The organism is Tateyamaria omphalii (assembly GCF_014651375.1).
Classification (GTDB): domain Bacteria; phylum Pseudomonadota; class Alphaproteobacteria; order Rhodobacterales; family Rhodobacteraceae; genus Tateyamaria; species Tateyamaria omphalii.
In genome coordinates, this window is record NZ_BMWT01000003.1 from 283,514 (window position 1) to 303,495 (window position 19,982).

Here is a 19,982-nt window from a genome sequence, read left to right on the forward strand (position 1 = left end):
AAGGTGGCATCCTGTCCTACCCGGTGAGCCGGGACAGAAAGTCAGTAAGGTCATCGGTGTGGTGATGGATGTGGCCTCCATCGGCGCGTGCCGCGGCAACGTGAACCGTGCGCATACCCATCGTATGCGGCACCGTCAGGTTCCGGGGATCGTCTTCGAACATCGCACCTTTTTCTGGCTCCAATCCGTCGCGGGCAAAGATGCGTTCAAACGCGGCATGATCCGGTTTGGGCTGAAAATCCGCATGTTCGATGCCATAGATCGCGTCGAACTTGCCCGATAGTCCGCGCGCAGCGAGCACCCTTTCGGCATAAGGGGCGCATCCGTTCGTATAGACGATCTTGCGGCCCGGCAGGGTGTCGATGCATGCGGCCAAGTCCGCGTCAGGCGACAGTCCATCAAACGAGATGTCGTGCACGTTCTCGAGGAACGGCAGCGGGTCGATCTCGTGTTCCCGCATCAGTCCGGCAAGGGTCGTGCCATGCGTGTGCCAATAGTGTTTGCGCAGACGATCCGCCTCAGGCTTCGAGATCTTCAAAGCCTCCATGACGTAGGCCGTCATCTGCACTTCGATCTGATCAAAGAGGCGCACGGCTGGCGGGTAGAGTGTATTGTCCAGATCAAAGACCCAGGCGCGGACATGTGCAAAATCATCAGCTGGCATGGGCTCGTGGATAGGCGCGGCGGGCAGGGTGCGCAAGGGCTTGGGGTTGCGTGACTGTGCGCGTGCACACTATGGTTTGGAAATTCAATGACTTGCGAGGATGCCATGCGCGCCGCACGCCCGACCCATACCGATGCTTATTCGATGATCCTCGAAGCGATCGACATCGGAACCTACCGGCCTGGTGATCGGTTGGTGGAAAGCGAACTGGCGGAACGGTTTGGTGTGTCGCGGACGCCTGTGCGCGAGGCATTGCAACGATTGGAAACGCAGTCCCTTTTGTCGCGGGACGGGCGCAGCCTGATCGTTGCATCGCTTGATCACAACCAGATGTCCGAGCTTTACGTCGTCCGGCGCGAGCTTGAGGGGTTGGCGGCGTCCTTGGCCGCACAACATGCCACGGTGGAAGAGGTGCGCATCCTGCGCGAGATGGTGGAGGCCGACAACGCGTTGGTCAACGATCCGCCTGCATTGGCACGCGCGAACCGGCGGTTCCATACTCAGATCCATCTTGCGTCGCACAACCGCTACCTGGTTCAACAGCTTGATCTGGTGCACAGGACCATGGCGCTGATGGCAACGACGTCTCTGGCCGCCGATGGGCGCACACGTATCGCACAGGATGAACATGACCGTATCGTGCGGGCGATCGAGGCCAAGGATCAGGTTGAGGCCGGGCAGGCGCTGCGTGATCATATTTCGGTCGCGTTCATGACCCGGTTGAAGCAGGATGCGGAGACGCGGCGCGACGAAGCCTAGTCTGGGCTTTTGATCGGTTCGACCATATCGCCGCTTGCGGTGCCGTGTTGGGTTTTATCCCAATAAAACGGTGCGCGCACCAGTTCGTAAATGGCCTTGTAGCTGGCGATGGCCCCAAGAGGGAAGTAAAGCGGTATGGTCAGCACCCAAGGCAGCAGATGACGGTGATCACGGTCCGACACTGCAAGTATGCCGATGGCCATATTCAACAACTCCGCTGCGATAAAGAAGGACACGGCAAACCAGACGACGGTTTCACCCAGTGTATCGGCGACGGGGTGTGGTAGACCCGTCGCGGGCAACCAGAAGCTCCAAAGCAACGGCAATGCTGCAAATTGGGATACTGTGGCCATAAACATGGCCTGTATGCCGATAAATTTTTTGAAGCCAAGATCCTCGAGAAGTTCCTTGGGGCGCCGCATGTGTACGCAATAGGTGATGAAAAAGCCTTTGATCCACCGGGATCGCTGTTTCACCCAAGGCCAGGCACGACAGTTGGCTTCTTCATAGGTGACGGTTGGGATCAACTCGGTACGGTAGCCACCGCGTGCCAGCCGTATGCCGAGATCCGCGTCTTCGGTCACATTGTGCGCGTCCCAACCGCCCAATTCGTCGAGGATCTCACGCCTGAAGAACAGGGTCGTTCCACCAAGAGGCAAGACAAGCCCAAGACGTTGAACGCCGGGCAACACCAGCCGCCACCAACTTGCGTATTCTATGGTGAAACAACGGGCGAGCCAGTTGTGACGTGCGTTGTAGTAGTCAAGTGTACCCTGCAGACAGGCAACGTCGGGACCTGCAGCCGCAAATTTCCATACAACTTTTTCGATCTGATCCGGTTCGGGCGCATCTTCGGCGTCCCACACTCCAATGATTTCGCCCTTACAAAAGTCCAGCGCATAGTTGAGAGCGCGGGGTTTCGTGGTGATTGTGCCATCATCCGGCACTTCGACGACGCGCATCCATTTTGGTAGGCGTGTGCGGGCGAGAGTTGTACGGGTCACGCTGTCCTTGGATTCGAGCACCAGAACTACGTCCAGAAGGGCTTTGGGATATGTCAGGCGGGACAGACGAGTGATCAGCGCCTCTGCAATTCGCTCTTCGTTGTACAGGGGGACCATGACCGACACGCGAGGCAGGCGACCAGCGAGCGGCATGGATACGGGTTCGGGTTGTGCAGGCAAACAGTGCATCAGTTGCGCAACGATCGCCGCCAGTTTGAGACCCGTGGTGAGTGCCAGCGTAAACACTGCCCAGCCAATCAATACGGTTGCTGTCCATGCGGGAAACAGCCAAAGAGACAATATCAAGAGAGCCAGTAAAGTAAGGGCGCCAACCATGCCCGGTGCCCAAGTCCGGCAACTCACTTCTTGTGGCACCTTGTACGCGGCCTGGTGTGCAAGTTGCACACCATGGATCGCGGTGATTTGATCGTGGATCTGGTCGATGGACGCGATGACCGGCAACAGCGTGATGGAGGGTTGATCCAGTATGTCATGGACGGCAGACAACTGATCTGGCCGTGCTGTCGCCACCAGAAGCGTATCGCCGATCCACCTCCATGGCACGACACCAAACTGTTGGCATATCTGTGCAGGAATAGCTTGTTTCATCAATGGATTGGGTGGATCGATGGTTAGGTCCACGCGGTCTGCATCGTGTTGCACCGCAAGGGCTGCCAGCACATCGTCCGGTTCAACATGCCCGTCGGCCACCAGTATCTCGCCCAGCGGGGCATCGAGCTGATGTTGCAGTGCGAGCGCTTCAAGCAAGGTTGTCTGGCTGATCAGTCCGGCGTTTACCAATTGTCGTCCCACCGGCACGGCAGGACGCACAGGTCGAGTGACCGGCTGCGGAAAAGACAGACGTAAAAGCGGATCGCTCATGGCGGGTCCCAGGTTCAGGAACCCTCACCAATGGCGTCTCATGGTTAACAGTCCGTTAAGACCATTGTATTCGCTTGGTTTTTAGCTGGCTCGTGCGGCCATTGCCTCGGCAAACCGTTCGAACAGATAGTAGCTGTCTTGCGGTCCGGGGCTGGCCTCTGGGTGGTACTGCACTGAATAGACTGGCTTGCCTTCGACACGGATGCCGCAATTGGACCCGTCAAAGAGTGACGTATGTGTTTCCACAACGCCTGCTGGCAGTGTTTGTGCATCAACTGCAAAGCCATGGTTCATCGACGTGATCTCGACCTTGCCGGTCTCAAGGTCCTTGACCGGGTGGTTTGCACCGTGGTGGCCGTGGTTCATCTTGATCGTCTTGGCGCCGAGGGCGAGGGCCAACATTTGGTGGCCCAGGCAAATCCCAAAGACGGGCACATCCTTGTCCAGAACGTCTTTGATCATGGGCACGGCATATTCGCCTGTGGCCGCTGGATCGCCGGGACCATTCGACAGGAACACACCGTCGGGTTCATGTGCCATTACTTCGTCTGCGGTCGCGCTTGCGGGCAGCACGGTGACATCACACCCGGCGGATGCGAGGCAGCGCAAGATGTTGCGTTTCGCGCCGTAATCCACGGCGACAACCTTGAATTTCGGATCATCCTGGGGCGTGTAACCCTCAGGCCATGCCCAGCGTTTTTCGTTCCAGCGGTAGGATTGGGCGCACGTCACATCTTTGGCCAGATCCATGCCTTCCAGACCTGCAAAGTCGCGGGCAGAGGCGACAAGCGCTTCGATATCGAAAACACCGTCGGGATTGTGGGCCAGAGCCACATGTGGGGCACCGGCCTGCCGGATAGCGCGGGTCAGGCGGCGTGTGTCGACACCGCCAATTGCAATGCGCCCTCGCGATGCCAACCAGCCCGATAGCCCTTCGGCGGCGCGCCAGTTCGATGGGTCGGTGGGCATCCATTTGACAACCATGCCGGATGCGACCGGATCACCCGTTTCATCATCTTCCGGGTTCACGCCGACATTGCCGATGTGAGGGAAGGTGAATGTAACGATCTGACCGGCATAGGAGGGGTCCGTCATGATCTCCTGATACCCGGTCATAGCGGTGTTAAAGCACAGCTCGGCCTGCGTTTGACCGGTGGCGCCGAAGCCTTGTCCGTAGAACAGTGTGCCGTCAGCAAGGGCAAGGCAGGCGGTGGGTTTGGCAGGGGTCATGGCAGGGCTTCCAGGTGCGGGCAAAGACAGCGGGTGCAGGCAAATTGCGCGGAAACTAATGTGCGGGCCTGTCTGGGTCAAGCCTATTGGTGAATTTACTTTATTGTTTAAAATCAAATAGTTGAATCGATGCCATTTCCTTGCTTCAACCTGACGTATGACGTACCTTTAACCTTCAACACGTGCCCATGGGGATGGACATCAAATGGATTTGCGCACCAAGATTTCGGCCGCGCTCAAGCAGGCCATGAAAGACAAGGATGCAGACCGACTGTCGACGCTGCGGCTGATCAATGCCGCTATCAAGGACAAGGATATCGACGCCCGTGCCGCCGGTCAGGATGACGGTGTGGGTGAGGGCGAAGTCCTTGCGATCCTTGGGAAAATGGTCAAACAGCGGAACGAGAGTGCGAAGACCTACGAGGAAGGTGGTCGCCTGGACCTGGCTGAGCGCGAGTTGGGCGAGATCAAGGTTATCGAAGAATTCCTGCCGCAGAAACTGGGCGCGGATGCGTCCGCCAAAGCGGTGGATGACGCCATTGCCGAGGTCGGAGCAGAGAGTATCCGGGACATGGGCAAGGTTATGGGTGTTCTGAAGTCCAAATACACCGGCCAGATGGATTTCGGCGCGGTGGGCCCGATGGTCAAGGAACGGCTCTGCGCCGCAGCCCACTAGGGGCGTGTCGGTCGCGTCGTGACACCAGCTTGGCGCGCAATTTGTTTGGTCACGCTGCATTGATGTTTGGCTTCATGCTTGCGTGCGAGTTTGTCGGCGGTAGCAAAGGGCTCTAGCGCCGCAGAGCACGCGTTAAGTCATCGTATAGCGCGATGCGTTCTTCCTCGCTCAGGAATGCGCCTATTTCGACTTCGCGCCCTTTCCCCTTGAGCGTGACGTAGTGGGGCACAGGCCCTTCGTCGTCGTACTTGGTGACCTTGGTCCAGTAGCGGTTGCAATCCCATTCCTGCACATCGCCATTGGCGTCGGTTCGGGTGAGGTGGGTTTCGTCTGCATCCAGTATCAGGACCTCAATGATCTGGCGCGCACGCCGGTTGCGGCGCAGGGCGACATACATCGCCCAGACCGCCCCCATGGCAAAAGGCAGAAGTCCCCACAACACGACAGAGCCCAGCAAAGGCAGGGCCGGGATCAAGATGAGGGTGAATGTTGCAAGGACGAAGGCCGCCATACCTCTTTGGGGGAGGGAATTGTGCGGCCAGAGATGCAGTTCCTGCACCTTTGCATCGGGTTCTGTGGTCCAGCGATACGGCATATCAACGTTATACGCCGCGATAAACACAAGTCGAAGGTCAGGTTGTCGCGGTTAGGGTGCCACCGCCCCCCTGGAGGAGTATTGGGGGCGGTGGCATAGCGGCGGGGGTGTTACAGGTCGGTATAGGAGGCCGACGGTTCGGGGCTCAGACGGCGCTGTTGGCTGCCGCCGGATGCAAGATCCTCACGGTAGAGTTTCAGGAGGCCGCGGGTACCGTCAGGCAGGCTGGCGATGTCCTGCAACGTGCGGCTGCCACCGGCTTCGGCGCGCAGATAGGACGACGTCAACAAGTGCTGCTGAAAGGTCGTGAGTGTGCCGGTGCCTTCATAGCCCATGTAGCGCTGATAGTCCGCGATGGCGTCGCGCGTTCTTGACCCAACCCGACCGTCCACGCTGCCGGCGTCAAAACCGAAGTAGTTGAGCGAGGATTGAACCTCGCGTCCTTCCTGGGTTGCGGGGATCGAGGGGCGATAGGTTTTCTTGGCGGGGGCCCGGTAGGTGCGCGGTTGCGCGGCGTAGGTGCGTGGGGCTACGGCGCGGCTTCGGGCGGCCTGGCGCTGCTTGTTCTTGCGCACTTCGTTGTTGATGATTGCGCCGCCGATGCCGCCGAGAATGGCGCCAGCGATGAAGTCCTTGCTGTCTGCGGTTGCGCGGGTGGCAGGCACAAGGGCAAGAGAAGCCGCGACAGCGGCAGACAAGAATGTTTTCGACAGCATAATATGCTCCTTTCGTCTGTTGTCCTGCGGGAAGCGGTCACGATGTTCGGGCAACGCGGTCCGCGGGCAGCAGTGTGGAAGTCATATGGGGCGAGGGTTAGCTTGTGGAAGATGGTTTGGCTGCCCCAAGCATAGGTGGGCGGCGATCTGCGCGTTTCAGACGGAGAGATGGGCGGTGAATGGCCATACACCGGGTTGTGATATTGCATAACAACCGGCATTCAGCTGCGATTTTGGCGTTAATCCTCTAACACCAATAGCCTCCTCAGTCAGACGAGACACGGCGTGTGCGATGGAAGATCAGCCCCACGATTGGCGCAAGAAACATCGCAAAAACCAGAAGCACATATGCGATGATTGCCATTCCGTGAAGGTTCCGGGCCTGCGAGATTTGAGCGAGAAGCGCCCTGGCATCCTCTGTGGGCATATCAGAAAGCGAAGGCTGTCGCGCGAATGCATTTGTGGGCTCAGCAAGGGCGATAACGAGCCATCCAAGAACAACGGTCCAGTGCATCAAGTACTATGTTTTCCGTCTGGCAGCACCGCGCCAGCTTCGTGCGAGACCATGCCACGGCCCCAGGCAAGCCAGAACCATCAACGGAACGGTCATGGATGCGACCAGCGGTGTATGTCGGTCTTGGGCCGAGTTGACTAGTGACGCAAGCCCTTCCACAGCCCGCCGTTCCAACAACACTGTTTGCAGGACAATTGAAACGCCTATTGAAAGCAATCCCAGAGCGACGAGGCTGGAAGCATGGAGGTGTGCCGAAACACCGCGCCGAAAAAGTATGACACTGATGCCTACCATTAGAAGCAGGCAAGCAGATGACGCGAAGTCGAGTGTAGGTAGAAGCATAGGAAAGCTGGTACTGATTACGTGTTTTTCCAGTGAAAAGGGCCCCGGTCGCCACCGGAGCCCCTTTTTGTTTTCAGGAAAGTGCAGCGCTTAGTGCGACGGCGCTTTGTCCCAGTCTTCCTGCTTAGGCAGGATTTCGAACGTGTGCTCTGGCGGCGGGCTGGGCAGGGTCCACTCCAGCGTGTCCGCATATTCGTTCCACGGGTTGTTTTCTGTCACCCGCGCACCGGCGCGCAGAGAATAGGCGATGACACCGAAGAAGAAGACGAACGAGGCAAAGCTGATGAAGGCGCCGATGCTCGACCACCAGTTCCAGTAGGCGAATGCCTCGGGGTAGTCGATGTAGCGGCGCGGCATACCCTGACGACCCAGGAAGTGCTGTGGGAAGAAGGTCAGGTTCGCGCCGATGAAGAATGCCCAGAAGTGTAGTTTACCAGCCCATTCGGGATACATACGGCCTGTCATCTTGGGGAAGTAGAAGTAGATGCCAGCGAAGATGGCAAAGACTGCACCCAAGCTCATCACGTAGTGGAAATGCGCAACCACGTAGTACGTGTCGTGGTAGTAGCGGTCCACGGCAGCCTGACTGAGAACGATGCCCGTCACGCCACCCACGGTGAACAGGAACAGGAAGCCAAAAGCCCACAACATGGGGGTTTTGAACTCGACCGAGCCGCCCCACATCGTTGCGATCCAGCTAAAGATCTTCACGCCCGTTGGGACCGCGATAACCATGGTTGCCAGCATGAAATAGGCTTGCTGGTTGAGGCTCATCCCGACCGTGTACATGTGGTGCGCCCAAACCACGAAGCCCAATGCGCCAATGGCGATCAGAGCCCAAACCATCGGCAGGTAGCCGAAGATCGGTTTGCGGGCGAAGGTTGCAATCACGTGGCTGATGATGCCGAAGCCGGGCAGGATCACGATGTACACTTCGGGGTGACCGAAGAACCACAGGATGTGCTGATAGAGCACGGGATCACCGCCACCGGCAGGATCAAAGAAGGTGAATCCGAAGTTCCGATCCATCAGCAGCATGGTGATCGCGCCTGCCAGAACGGGCAAGGACAGCAGGATCAGCCACGATGTGACAAAGATCGACCACGAGAACAGCGGCACTTTGAACAGTGTCATGCCTGGTGCACGCATGTTCAGGAAGGTGGTGATCATGTTGATCGCGCCCAGGATCGACGAGGCGCCCGAGACGTGGACCGCGAAGATCGCGAGGTCCATGGACATGCCCGCTTCGTTCGTGGACAGCGGCGGGTAAAGAACCCAACCAACGCCAGAGCCAAGCTGGCCGTTGCCACCTGGTGCAAGCACCGAGCATACGGCCAGCGTTGTACCAACGACATACAGCCAAAAGGACAGGTTGTTCAGCCGTGGGAACGCCATGTCCGGTGCGCCGATCTGCAAGGGCATGAAATAGTTGCCAAATCCGCCAAACAGGGCGGGGATCACCACAAAGAACATCATCAGGATGCCGTGGCCGGTGATCAAGACATTCCAGAGGTGACCGTTGGGCGTACATTCACCCGCGGCAGCGGCAATCAGGCGCGCGCCTTCCATACACATGTACTGAACGCCAGGGTCCATCAGCTCGAGGCGCATATACACAGTGAATGCGACCGAAATAAAGCCGGCGAGGGCCGAGGTGACAAGGTACAGAATACCAATGTCTTTGTGGTTGGTGGACATGAACCAACGGGTAAAAAATCCCCGTTCTTCTTCGTGCTCGTGCCCGTGAATGGCTGCGTCTGCCATGCGGTGCCTCCTGGCTGTTGGTTACTTCGCGCGCGGGGTTCCCGCTTCGCGCACGGATTCTTGAGTGGTTCTAGAGTTTTGACCCGCCCGCATCAATGGAAGATACGCGCAAGAGCCGGGATGAATTGTCGCGTGTGAAACATCCTGCATCCATCACTCTGACTTCATGATCAGAACTCAGGGTGAGGTGAGGGCGTTTCTGACCGAGAAACAGATCGGCAGATTATCGCTGTTCGTCTTCTCAATTCGTCGTACTGCCCCCTAAAAGCCGCAATAAAGGGCGATTGAGGGCGCTTTTCATCCTTCGTAACGCCTGAATCCACAGCCAAACCGAGCGCAAGGACGCATCAATGCGTCGAGCAGTGAGTGCAGACCATGGCAACCAACGACAACACCAATCCGGGGACCGAAGGCGATCAGGTCATATCGGGCACAACTGGGACCGACACGCTGACCGGCGGGCTGGGCTCTGACACCATTACTGGCAGTTCGGGCAATGATGTATTGCGCGGGGATGGCCCGGTTGAAGGTGCCTGGCATTTCGAGACATTTGATTTTGATTTTTCGTCTGCGGCGGGGCAAGCCTTTGACATCGAAAGCGGTGTGCGCACCGGGTCGGGTTATGTCACGGATTTCAACGAAGGGGGCTTAACCAACACGGTGCGCGGCACCACAGGCAACCCCGAAGACTTTGGTGTCATCTACACCAGCACCCTGAATGTCACGAACGGTGGCACCTATCGGTTGACCACGTCCTCGGATGACGGGTCGACCATCCAAATCTTTGATTCCAATGGTAATCCGCTTCAGTTTAACAACCAGACCGGCGGCACGCTGGACTATCTGAACAACGACTTCCACCAAGGCACGACGACACGTTTCGGTGACGTGACGCTGGACCCGAACGAAACCTACACCATCCAGATCCGCTATTGGGAAAACAGGGGCGGCGATACGCTGTCGGCCACGATCAGCGGGCCGGATACAGGCAATGTCAGTGAAAACCTTCTGACCTCGCCCATGATCGGCATACCACCTGGACCAGAATATTCGGTGACCGGCATCCCTGCGGGTGTTGAAGGCGATGATGTGATCGACGGCGGGGGCGGCAATGACACGATCCTTGGCGACGGCGGCAATGACACTCTGTCCGGTGGGGCCAACAGGGACAGTGTCGATGGGGGCAGCGGCGACGATGTGGTCCAAGGCGACGGCGGGGCCGACACCCTGATCGGCGGATCGGGTGACGATTCGATGGATGGCGGCAGCGGCCGCGACAGTGTGGGCGGCGGCACGGGCGACGACACGCTTCTGGGCGGCGGCGGTGCGGACACGCTTGAGGGCGACCAGGGATCGGATAGTCTCGCGGGCGGCGGTGGCGCCGACAGTCTGGTTGGGGACGACGGCTCGGACACCACGACGCTGTACGAAGATGATTTTGAAAGCGGTGCCAGCGGCTGGACCAACAACACGACCGAGTCGGATCCCGGCCTTGGCACGTCGCTGGGGCGCTTTGGATCACCGGACGGTGTCATCGCGACCGAACGCAGTTTTGATCTGGGCGCCGACGCAGAGCAGGTGAGGGTCGAATTTGACGCGCTGCTGCTGGACAGCTGGGATGGCGAAGATTTCGTAATCACGCTGAACGGCGAAGAAGTGCGTTTCAGCCACCTTGCTGGCGATACCTCGTCCCCGGCCAGCCAGAGCTTTGTCGGGGCGGATGGGGCGACGTATACGCTGGATTTCACGAATACCGCGACCGGAGAGCTGGGCTATACCTCCGGCGGATCAGTCTCGAACTCACAAGATACGATCATGAATGTCGTGATCACGATCGACAATCCGCCCGCAACGCTGGATCTGGGGTTAGGCAGCACACTGAATTCCATCATCAGCAATGAAAGCTTTGCCATCGACAATTTCAGCGTTGTGCGGGTGGATACCGCAAATGACACGCTGAGTGGGGGGACGGGTGACGACACACTAACGGGTGGCGCGGGTGATGACGTCTATATCTTCAACCCCGGTGATGATGACGATGTCATCACCGACTTCAATGCCGGCAATACGGGCTCGATCACGGATGGAGACCAGACCAACAACGACTTCATTGATCTGAGTTCATACTACACCAATATCTTCGAGCTGCGTGACGACTTGGCAGATGATGGCGTTCTGAACCAGTCGGTGGGCGATTTCGGCGACAATACGGCTCTGGGCGGGTCGATCACCATGACGGGTGTGGCCGGGGGTGATCTGACCTTTGACAACACCAACGTGGCCTGCTTCACGGCAGGCGCGCGGATCGACACCGTTGATGGGCCGGTCGAGGTGCAAGACCTGCGCAAGGGCATGCGCTTGCGCACATTGGACAATGGCGACCGGCCTGTCAGGGCTGTCCTGCGCCGCCGCGTTGATGGGTCAGGCGCGCTGGCCCCGGTCCATATCTCGGCAGGGGCGCTGGGCAATGATCGTGACCTGATCGTGTCGCCTGCGCATCGCATGCTGATCTCGGACTGGCGGGCCCAGATGCTGTTTGGCGCCGACGAAGTGCTGGTCAGCGCCGCAAACCTCGTGCGCGGGGACCTGATCTACCGCACGCCGATGCCAGAGGTGACCTATTACCATATCCTCTTGGACCGGCACGAGGTGATCTTTGCCGAAGGGGCACCGACCGAAAGCTTCCACCTCACACGCGACGCGGTCGAAGCCGCTGAATATGGTGACGGTGAAGAAGGAGAGGTGGCAGCCGAAATCGCGCGCTTGTTCCCGGAACTGCTGATGTGCGCCAGTCGCTGCATACGCCCTGTCATGAAAGGGTACGAGGCCCGCGCCCTTGCCGGGATGGTCGGCTAACCCCTTCTTCTGGCTGAAAATACCTCGGGGGTGCCCGAAGGACGGGGGCAGAGCCCCCTGAAACATGGTGTCGCGCAAGCGGCCTTTGGATCACGGTTGCGCGGAAAACACGCTGTCAAAGCTTTGGCGCAGTGCCATGTCCACGTCTTCCATCGTCACGGGCAAGCCCAGATCGACCAGCGACGTGACCCCGTGTTCGGCGATGCCACAGGGCACGATCCCGTTGAAATGGGACAGATCAGGTTCGACATTGATACTCAGGCCGTGAAAGCTGACCCATTTGCGCAGCCGGATGCCAATGGCCGCAATCTTGTCCTCGGCGGGCGCGCCGTCGGGGCGGGTGGGCTTTTCCGGTCGCGTGACCCAGACACCGACCCGCCCTTCACGGATCTCTCCCTTGACGTTGAAGCGGTCAAGCGTGGCGATCACCCATGCCTCAAGATCCTGAACAAAGGCGCGCACGTCGTGCCCGCGTTTGCCCACGTTCAGAAGGGTATAGGCGACGCGCTGACCGGGGCCGTGATAGGTGTATTGCCCGCCGCGCCGCGTTTGGAACACTGGAAAGCGGTCGGGATCGGTGAGGTCTTCGGTCTTGGCCGAGGTGCCCGCCGTATAAAGCGGGGGGTGTTCCAGCAGCCAGATGCATTCATCTGCTTCGCCCGCAGCAATCGCGGTCGCGCGCGCCTCCATCCAGGCTTCCGCCTGCCGGTAGTCGGTCAGCCCGGGTGTCGTGATCCATTCGACCATCGCGCTAGCCCGCCGCGTCCTCGGCCGCCTTGCGGAGGATCTGGGCGTAGTTCTCTGCCCCTTGGGCCCCGGTGACCAGATATTTGCCGCCAAAGACCATCGACGGCACGCCCGAGATGCCGTGCGAGGTCCAGAATGCCTGTTTCTCGCGGACACTTTCCTTCAGTTTTCCTGATTGCAGCACGTCTTCGGCGTCGGCCCGATCCAGACCAACGCTTTCTGCGACATCCAGCAGGACGCTGCGGTCCGAGACATCGCGCTGGTCTGTGAAATGCGCTTTGAACAGGGCCAGTTTCAAAGGGTGTTGCAGCCCCAGCGCTAAGGCGAAGTCCAGAAGCTGATGCGCATCGAAGCTGTTGACGATGCGGCTGTCTGGGGAAAAGACAAAGTCGATCCCAAGGCTGGACCCCAGCGCCTGTATCTGGGCTCGGTTCTGTTTGGATTGTTCCGGTGATGCGCCATATTTTTCGGCGATGTGTTCGGTCAGGTTCTGACCTTCTGGCGGCATGTCAGGATTCAATTCAAACGGGTGCCAGCGAACGCGCGCGCCTATGCCGGCGGTCCCTAAGGATTGCTCCAACTGTCGGAAGCCCACGATGCACCAAGGGCACATCACGTCTGAAACGATGTCCACGTCGACAACAGGTGAGTCGGTATCTGGCATGATTTGCGCTCCTGTAGCGCTGTTTGTTCGGCATACATCACCTTCATGGGACCAAGTTTCAAGCTTTTGGGCCCCTGAACGGGCAGGTATGGAATTTGTGACTCCCCAATACGCACGAAATTGATAGCATATGCCCATATTCTGGAGGGTTATTCATGTTCACAAAATCCATTGCTGTTTCGTTTGTTGCACTGTCCATGGCGATTGTTCCCGCAACGCGTGTGACAGCCGATGCCGGTGACTTCGTCGCCGGTGCCATTATTGGCGGCATCGTCGGTCACGCGGCAACCAAGCAGAACCAGCGCAGGAAGGCGACGCAGCGCACCTACACAAAGAAAACCTATAAGCCGCGGCTACCATCCACGCAGGAAGGGCGCGAGATTCAGGCCTCGTTGAACTATTTCGGTTTCAACGCGGGCAGCGTTGACGGGCAGCTGGGGCGTCGGTCGCGCAATGCGATTTCGTCCTATCAAGCCTATCTCGGTTATCCAGCAACTGGTCAGCTCACCCCGTTTGAGCAGAACCTGCTGATCACGTCCTATAATCGCGCGCAGGCCGGCGGCTATGCCGTGACGCAACAGATCGCGACGACGCCGGATGGCACGCGCGGTTTGCTCAAGACCTACCGGGCTGAACTGGCGGGCCAGCAGCCTGCGGTGCCACTGGCACCGAACACGACTATTGTCGTTGCCCCGCAGCCAGTCACCCCCACTGTTGGCACAACTACGACAACCACAGTTGTGGCGGCGGCACCCGAGGCGGCGGCGCCTGCGGCACCAACCGCAGCGGCAGCACCAGCCTTGCCGAACTTCCTTGGTAGCGGTTCAACTGCATCGCTGGCCTCGCATTGCAACACCGTTTCACTGTTGACCAACACCAATGGCGGTTTCACCACGGCGGCGGCGATGACCGACCCTGATGTCGCGCTGAACGAACAGTTCTGCCTTGCGCGGACTTATGCCATTGCGACAAGCGAGGACATGATTGCCAAGGTGCAAGGCTTTACCCCGGATCAAGTCGCTGCGCAGTGCGAACAGTTTGGTCCCGCCATGCAGCCCTATGTCGCCTCTCTCGCGCTCAAATCGCAGCCCGAGGTCGTGCAGGACGTTGCAGGTTTCATCCTGACAACAGGTATGTCCCCCGCGCAGTTGCAGGGCACTGCCAAGATTTGCATGGGCGTTGGCTACCGCACGGACAACATGGACGTGGCGCTGGGGTCTGCCCTGATGCTTTTTGCCATGGGTGATCATGTCTATGGCGAGATGATGGGTCACCATCTGGCGCAGGGCTTTGGCACCAGCAAGCGGATCGATTCTGCGCGTGTCTGGTATGCCGAAGGATTGAAGGCTGTGGATTCCGGCGCGCCTGCCGTGTTCGCACCGGGCCAGCCCGAGCGTGTGGAATTGCTGCGCCAGGCATCGCTGCGTCTGGGTACGTCGAATTCCGGTCTGGCGGTACCTGCGCAACCCACAGTCCAGCCTGCTGCACTGCCCACATTCGGTCTGAGCAGCGACTGATAGACACCTCGTTTGAGGATAGAGACCGGGGCCGATCTGCGGCCCCGGTTTTTCTTTGAGTTTTCGGTCTTGGCAAGGGGCGCGTTCATCGCTAAACCCCGCTCACCAAGTCAAGGCGTGCGGCCGTGGCGGAATTGGTAGACGCGCAGCGTTGAGGTCGCTGTGAGGTAACACTCGTGCGAGTTCGAGTCTCGCCGGCCGCACCACTTTCTCCGACATCCTGTTTTGAGACCATCGAAACGATGGCAGAGGCCTGTTTGCTTTGTGGGCTGGTGCGTCTGGAACGTCACGTGCCTTTGCCGCGTTCCGTATCTCTGGCATATCGCGGGGCATATCCCTGAAAGAGATATGCCCCGCGTGGTTTTGTCAGGCTGCAAGCGTCTGGCGCTGGCGCAGTGCGCGATAGAGGCCATCTTCGCGCGCCATCAACTCGGCAGGTGTACCGTCTTCGACGATTCTGCCGCGGTCGAAGACGAGTATGCGGTCCATCCGTTCGACCGTGGCAAGCCGGTGGGCGATGACGAGCGTGGTGCGCCCTTCCATCAATCGCTCGGCGGCCTCGGCAACGCGCGCTTCGGCTTCGGAGTCGAGCGAAGACGTCGCCTCGTCCATTACCAGAACGGGTGCATCGGACAGGAAGGCGCGTGCGATGGCCACACGCTGACGCTCACCGCCCGACAGCTTCACGCCGCGTTCGCCTACTTCGGTGCCGTACCCTTTGGGCAGGCGGGCGATGAAGTCTCCCGCACCCGCGCGCTCTGCCGCTTCGCGCACCTCATCCAAGGTGGCCCCGGGACGTGCATAAGCGATATTTTCGGCCAGCGACCGGTGAAACAGCACGGGTTCTTGCGGCACCAGTGCAATATGACGGCGCAGTTCGGCCAGAGAGACCTGTGCAATGTCCGTATCTCCCAGTGTGATCGCGCCATCCGTCAGCTCGTGAATCCGCTGGATCAGTTTGACAAAGGTTGTCTTGCCCGAGCCGGACCGCCCGACCAGCCCCACCTTTTGACCAGCGGGTATTTCAACGGAAAGATCGTTGAACAGTGGGCTGGGCGCGCCAGCATAGCCGTAGGTCACGTGGTTGAAAGCCAGCGTTGCCGCATGCGGTGGCAATGCGGTGGCTGGCAGGCGGGCGATGTCACGTTCTGCAGTGGCAGACATCAGATCGACCAGCTCTTCGGCATCGTTCACCGATTTCTGCAATTGGCGCACGTGATTGCCGATCTGGCGCAGGTAGCCATCCAGCATGCCAAGCGCCGACACGACATAGGCAATCTCGCCCGCGCCAGCGTGTCCCTGGACAAAGGCGAGCAGGGCACCACCAAGCACACCGGCCCGCAGGACCCACAGCGACAGGTCCTGCGTCAGCCCGGACCATGTACCGCGCTGCCACGTCCGGCGTGTTCTGTGCGCCCACTTCGACAGAACGCAACCCAGTCGGTCATCCTCACGTATTTCGCCCGCATGGGCGCGCACAACTGCATTTGATGTGATGGCATCAGCCAGCGCACCGGACACCCGACTGTCCTGCGCATTTGACAGCCGTGCGGCTGGGGCGACCCAGAACAGGGTGAGGATCAGCGATAGGGTGAGAAACAGCATGGCGCCCAAAGCCGCGACAAGGCCGACTTGCCATTGGAACGTCGTCAATGTGCCAATTGTGCCTAACAACACCAATGTCGACGGCAACAGTGCAAGCAGTAATACGTCGGCCATATCGTCCAAAGCCCAGGCACCCCGCGTAATTTGACGCACTGTCGACCCGGCAAAGGCGTTGGCATGCCAGTCTGCGGGCAACCGCTGGACATGGGCGAAGGCTTCGGATTCTGCCAAGCGCATTGTTGGAATGGTGAGCGCAATGATCGAGAAATAGCTGAGAATTTTCGCAGTAATCGACACCGCGCCAAGCCCAAGCAGCATCGCAAACGCACCCCAGGGGGAAGCACTTTCTGATACCGCGGCGACAAGGTGCCCGGTCACAACAGGGATGGCCACGTCGGCTGCCGTTGAGATCAGGACAAGAAAGAGAATGGCCGCGAGGAGGCCACGTCTGCGCAACCACAGACGCAGGGCAAAGGTAAGAACGCGCGCAAAGGCGCCTTTGGCTGACATGCGGGACATGAAACGTTCGCGGACAGTAAAGCCGCGCCTATTCTTCAAATGAAAAGATGTCCAAAGGTTGGACGTTAGCAACTGACGTATTTGGCTGGGTTAGCCGCGTGCTGTCAGGATGGGAAAGCTCCGACACGGACGCGTCCCGGGAGGAAATACATGCTGATAATCATAGTTGCCCTCCTTGCTAAACGACACCTTGGGGTTGAACTACTGGCAACTGAATATGCGAGTCAAGCGCGGCATCTGCCTTTGGGCAATTCTGCGCCGAGCGATGGGCCGACGGGCTGGTTCGGGAGGGCGTTGGCGTGCAGCTTCGAGTGGCTTCAAGCCGCGGCCGTCGCTTGCGCTGTGTTGACCGGGTCGAAACCCCTCGCGCCTTACATCATGTCGGGCCTTTTTGCCGTCGCGATCGGCGAATGTGTTGGTGGAAAACGGGCGTCTCTGTCGCTTGCACCACCGCGCCGATATGTGCCGGGAGGTGGTCCCAACCTATCACAGAGGATCGAAGGATGGCGCAAGAGGATTTGAACCGGTGCCTTGTCGTTTCCTGAACTCTCGGCCTGACGGCGACGCGCGCGTCCTTGTTCGTGTGAGCAATGTCAATCGTGATCGCATTGTAGATGGGACACTTGAGTGGTTGATGCTCCTCGACAAAGGCCTTGCTGATGCAAAAGTGGCTGTCTACCATAGTGGTGCTTTTGGGAAAGCATCCAGGTCCGCGGAAAGCTGTCATCGGCACCCCAGTACAAAGACCGACACACTTATCTCGGTATGTCTCATGCTCGTACCCAGCGGACCGTCGAGCCGAAAGTGAGAATTCCGATGACAAAATCCCTTGAACAACTGCGCCGTGATGCCAAGGCGCTTCGCAAAGACCACGAGGCTGGTGATGTCCGTGCGCGCCAGCGCATTGCGAACTACCCGCCACGCTCCGACGATGTTGCCCTTAAACATGCGGACTATCTGCATGTGATTGCGCGCGAAAATGGCTTTCTGTCGTGGCCCGCGCTCAAATTTGCTGTCGATATGGTTGGGATGGAGACGGCGGCCAAGCGGCAGCGTCTGAAGGCGGCCCTTTATAATGGTCAGTTCAGTGTGGCCGACCAATTGCTGGACGATACGCCAACCCTTGCGGAAGGCGATTTTAGCCTGTGCGTGGGTCTTTATCGCAAGGTGGATGTGCTGGCGTTTTTGCAGGAAAGCCCTGAGATGGCGACGCAGTTGGTTGGCAACATCGCCCCTCCGTTGACCGTTCTGGCGCGGTCAAAATGGATTCATCATGCGCCCGAACTGGTGGACGAAATGCTGGACATTGCGCGTGCGCTTGTCATGAATGGCGCAGATGTCGACCTGGGGTCACCCATGTATGATGGCAATCCCCACAAGCTGTCGCCGCTCTATTTCGCGATTGGGCACGCAAACAATATGCAGCTTGGCCGCTGGTTGCTTGAAAACGGTGCCAACCCCAATGATGACGAGAGCCTGTATCACGCGACCGAACTAGGACATCACGAGGGTTTGCGGATGCTGCTCAAGCATGGGGCTGACCCAAAGGGGACCAATGCGTTGCTGCGCGCGATGGATTTTCAGGACACAACCGCGGTTCAAATGCTGATCGACCATGGCGCTCAGGTTGATGAGTTCAATAATGCGTATGTTGGGGGCGAGGCGCCCTGGGTCGTGCCAGCCCTGCACCAGGCGGCGCGGAGGATGGCCAACCCTGACATGATCGAACTGATCTTGCAGAACGGCGCCGATGTGAACCGTCGCTTTCAGGGGGCAACACCGTATGCCTACGCCCGTGTTTTTGGCAACAAAACCTTGGCCCGGATGCTTGCGGACCGGGGGGCTGATACGACGCTAAGCGAAATTGAGCAGAGTCTTGCGGCAGCAGCGGACGCAGCACCAAGTGTGAAACGTCTCGATCCCGATCAGATCCCCGAAGCGTACCGCAACATCATTCGAATGATCTTGCATATCCCGGGCAAGCTGGAGCATGTCAAAAGACTAGTTGCATTGGGAGCAGCCTTTGATCTTCCGGACACGGAAGGATTGACCCCGGTTCACGTTGCGGGATGGGAAGGGCTGCCGGATGTTTTGGAGTACCTGTTGTCGCTAAAGCCCGACCTCACGCACGTGAACAGTTACGGTGGCACGCTTCTGTCCACGATCCTGCATGGGTCGGAAAACTGCCCGCAACGAGGCGAACGCGATTATGTGGCTTGCCTACGCCTTGTGCTGAGTGAGGGAGTGGCCCTGCCGCGCCGTGCGGTCGAAATGGCCGGGCCAGAGCAGATATCGGAGTTCCTGATTGACTGGGCCGACCAGCATCCAGAGCAGGTGGTTGACGGTGGTGTGGGCTAGCTCGGTCGTTTCGACATGTGTTCGAGGGTCGTAGTGGTTTAGGGCGGCGCCGGATTCTGACATTGGCGGCAATAAAGTCAGGCCGCGTTTTGTACGCGGCCTGACCAATGATCAGCGTTTCAGCTCCATCTGCGCGTTTTCAAATGGCAGACCGTCGTCATCCACGGCACGTCTTGAAAGTTCTTTGAACCCGAGTGCGTTGTAGAAATCCAGCGCTTGGACGTTTTCGGTGTAAACCTCTAACGACAACGCGCCTTTCAGGTCCAATGCGTGCGTAATCAAGCGGCGCCCGATCCCGGTACCTTGGCAATGTGGTGCAACGAACAAGCCGCCAACAAAGGTGTCGAGCAAGCTGATGAAACCAACCGGCACTTCGTCCTGAATGGCAACCCAAGTCTCGGCGTTAGGCAAGTATTGCGTTTCGATCAAGTAACGCTGCTCCAGCAGGCGTTCATGGCCGACAAAGGCATGTGCAAGACTGGACGCGTCAAACCAGATGTTTGACAGTTTTTTCAAGTCCGTTGCCGACTGGTAGGCACGGATGCGTATTTCCATGTTTTTCATGATGGT

Annotated in this window: 15 protein-coding genes and 1 tRNA gene; 6 read left to right on the forward strand and 10 right to left on the reverse strand. The window is 58.8% G+C overall.

Annotation, left to right across the window (positions count from 1 at the left end; translation table 11 throughout):
- Window positions 1-16: 16 nt before the first annotated feature.
- On the reverse strand, window positions 17-664 hold the full coding sequence (locus IE087_RS12070; RefSeq protein ID WP_189369601.1) for a pyrimidine 5'-nucleotidase: 648 nt from the start codon (window positions 662-664) through the stop codon (window positions 17-19).
- 105 nt (window positions 665-769) lie between these two features.
- On the opposite strand from IE087_RS12070, the gene IE087_RS12075 reads away from it, so the two are divergent.
- Window positions 770-1,423, forward strand: coding sequence for a GntR family transcriptional regulator (locus IE087_RS12075; protein ID WP_189369602.1), 654 nt, complete (start codon window positions 770-772; stop codon window positions 1,421-1,423).
- On the opposite strand, the gene IE087_RS12080 is transcribed toward IE087_RS12075, so the two are convergent.
- Both IE087_RS12080 and carA read right to left on the reverse strand, forming a co-directional pair.
- The gene (locus IE087_RS12080; RefSeq protein ID WP_189369603.1) at window positions 1,420-3,309 is read right to left on the reverse strand and encodes a glycosyltransferase; all 1,890 of its coding nucleotides are present in this window, start codon (window positions 3,307-3,309) and stop codon (window positions 1,420-1,422) included. The two genes, IE087_RS12075 and IE087_RS12080, sit on opposite strands and share 4 nt — an antisense overlap.
- A gap of 81 nt (window positions 3,310-3,390) precedes the next feature.
- Entirely contained in the window at window positions 3,391-4,539 is a 1,149-nt protein-coding gene (gene carA, locus IE087_RS12085) for a glutamine-hydrolyzing carbamoyl-phosphate synthase small subunit (RefSeq protein WP_189369604.1), read from the reverse strand.
- Between the two features lie 205 nt (window positions 4,540-4,744).
- Here carA and IE087_RS12090 point away from each other — a divergent pair, with 205 nt between their 5' ends.
- Window positions 4,745-5,215 (forward strand): GatB/YqeY domain-containing protein, encoded by a 471-nt coding sequence (locus IE087_RS12090; protein ID WP_189369605.1) that lies wholly within the window; start codon window positions 4,745-4,747, stop codon window positions 5,213-5,215.
- A gap of 112 nt (window positions 5,216-5,327) precedes the next feature.
- Here the strand turns inward: IE087_RS12090 and IE087_RS12095 are convergent, their stop codons facing one another.
- From IE087_RS12095 to ctaD, 3 genes are all read right to left on the reverse strand, one after another.
- Window positions 5,328-5,810 (reverse strand): DUF2244 domain-containing protein, encoded by a 483-nt coding sequence (locus tag IE087_RS12095; protein ID WP_189369606.1) that lies wholly within the window; start codon window positions 5,808-5,810, stop codon window positions 5,328-5,330.
- A gap of 110 nt (window positions 5,811-5,920) precedes the next feature.
- The gene (locus IE087_RS12100; protein ID WP_189369607.1) at window positions 5,921-6,526 is read right to left on the reverse strand and encodes a peptidoglycan-binding domain-containing protein; all 606 of its coding nucleotides are present in this window, start codon (window positions 6,524-6,526) and stop codon (window positions 5,921-5,923) included.
- A gap of 946 nt (window positions 6,527-7,472) precedes the next feature.
- A complete protein-coding gene (ctaD, locus tag IE087_RS12105; protein WP_189369608.1) occupies window positions 7,473-9,146 on the reverse strand; it encodes a cytochrome c oxidase subunit I in 1,674 nt (557 codons plus the stop codon).
- A 375-nt stretch (window positions 9,147-9,521) separates the two neighbouring features.
- Here ctaD and IE087_RS12110 point away from each other — a divergent pair, with 375 nt between their 5' ends.
- Window positions 9,522-12,002 (forward strand): Hint domain-containing protein, encoded by a 2,481-nt coding sequence (locus IE087_RS12110; protein WP_189369609.1) that lies wholly within the window; start codon window positions 9,522-9,524, stop codon window positions 12,000-12,002.
- Window positions 12,003-12,092: 90 nt separating this feature from the next.
- Here IE087_RS12110 and lipB read toward each other — a convergent pair whose 3' ends face one another.
- A complete protein-coding gene (gene lipB / locus IE087_RS12115; protein WP_189369610.1) occupies window positions 12,093-12,749 on the reverse strand; it encodes a lipoyl(octanoyl) transferase LipB in 657 nt (218 codons plus the stop codon).
- Between the two features lie 4 nt (window positions 12,750-12,753).
- Window positions 12,754-13,413 carry a DsbA family oxidoreductase gene (locus IE087_RS12120; protein WP_189369611.1) on the reverse strand — a complete coding sequence of 220 codons (660 nt, stop codon included), beginning with the start codon at window positions 13,411-13,413 and terminating at the stop codon, window positions 12,754-12,756.
- 155 nt (window positions 13,414-13,568) lie between these two features.
- On the opposite strand from IE087_RS12120, the gene IE087_RS12125 reads away from it, so the two are divergent.
- Both IE087_RS12125 and IE087_RS12130 read left to right on the forward strand, forming a co-directional pair.
- Window positions 13,569-14,930: a peptidoglycan-binding domain-containing protein gene (locus tag IE087_RS12125; protein ID WP_189369612.1), complete on the forward strand. Its 1,362-nt coding sequence runs from the start codon at window positions 13,569-13,571 to the stop codon at window positions 14,928-14,930.
- 119 nt (window positions 14,931-15,049) lie between these two features.
- Window positions 15,050-15,136 (forward strand) — tRNA-Leu (locus IE087_RS12130).
- Window positions 15,137-15,296: 160 nt separating this feature from the next.
- On the opposite strand, the gene IE087_RS12135 is transcribed toward IE087_RS12130, so the two are convergent.
- Window positions 15,297-17,054, reverse strand: a complete 1,758-nt coding sequence (locus IE087_RS12135) for an ABC transporter ATP-binding protein (RefSeq protein WP_189369613.1) — start codon at window positions 17,052-17,054, stop codon at window positions 15,297-15,299.
- A gap of 816 nt (window positions 17,055-17,870) precedes the next feature.
- On the opposite strand from IE087_RS12135, the gene IE087_RS12140 reads away from it, so the two are divergent.
- The gene (locus tag IE087_RS12140) at window positions 17,871-19,412 is read left to right on the forward strand and encodes an ankyrin repeat domain-containing protein (RefSeq protein ID WP_189369614.1); all 1,542 of its coding nucleotides are present in this window, start codon (window positions 17,871-17,873) and stop codon (window positions 19,410-19,412) included.
- Between the two features lie 111 nt (window positions 19,413-19,523).
- Here the strand turns inward: IE087_RS12140 and IE087_RS12145 are convergent, their stop codons facing one another.
- A complete protein-coding gene (locus IE087_RS12145) occupies window positions 19,524-19,976 on the reverse strand; it encodes a GNAT family N-acetyltransferase (RefSeq protein WP_189369615.1) in 453 nt (150 codons plus the stop codon).
- Window positions 19,977-19,982: the final 6 nt, after the last annotated feature.